Origin of the sequence: Roseobacter sp. FCG-D35 (assembly GCF_033436665.1) — a bacterium.
GTDB lineage: Bacteria > Pseudomonadota > Alphaproteobacteria > Rhodobacterales > Rhodobacteraceae > JAWQFO01.
In genome coordinates this window covers 1-608 of sequence record NZ_JAWQFO010000025.1, presented here as the reverse complement: position 1 = coordinate 608, position 608 = coordinate 1, and the positions used below count along the sequence as shown (strand labels likewise).

Annotated in this window: 2 protein-coding genes; both read right to left on the bottom strand. The window is 58.9% G+C overall.

Going from position 1 to position 608, the window contains the following annotated elements; translation table 11 throughout:
- On the bottom strand, nt 1-489 hold a 489-nt coding region (locus R5H30_RS21750), incomplete at its 3' end, for a hypothetical protein (protein WP_318330869.1).
- Nucleotides 482-601, bottom strand: coding sequence for a helix-turn-helix domain-containing protein (locus R5H30_RS21745; protein WP_318330870.1), 120 nt, complete (start codon nt 599-601; stop codon nt 482-484). The genes R5H30_RS21750 and R5H30_RS21745, both read right to left, overlap by 8 nt.
- Between the last annotated feature and the right edge of the window lie 7 nt (nt 602-608).

The following is a 608-nucleotide window of genomic DNA, read 5'->3' as shown; positions in this document are numbered from 1 at the left end:
CAGGTCGGACACGGGATGATCCATCATCGCCTGTTCCAGCATGCGCAGCATCAGCGCTTCGACGATGGGGTCGTGAAACATCTGCTCGTGCAGCCTGCCGAAATCATTAGGTAACTCAAAGTCGGCCTGCTCACGAAAGCGGTCCAGGGCAATTCTATTGACTGCTAGGGAGATAAACCGATGGCGATCATCCAACTCGTAATAGGCTGCGGTGTTCGCAGGCGCCATGAATATCGAACCGGGCGAAATGCGCGTGTCGAACTCTACGCCTTCGAAGCGCGTCTTGAGCCTCGCGCCGCCTCGGAGGATCAGTTGGATGTGAAATTCCGGCATGGCTGGATCAGGAAAGGCACCCGCGGGCTGATCCATGACCGCCAGAGTATGCGGACTGCTTTTGCCGGCATGAAGCGTTTCCACGAACGGCGCCCATTCTCCGTCCGCCCAGAACTCGGCAAAGGAGCCGAACTGCCTCTGCGAAGCTTCACCCATTGATCTGAGCCCTGAACTTGCCCGGCGTCGTCCCGACTTTCTCGCGAAACACGTCGGTCATGTGGCTCTGGGATGAGAACCCGGCAGCGATGGCGACTTCGGCGAGCGGCATCGCCTTG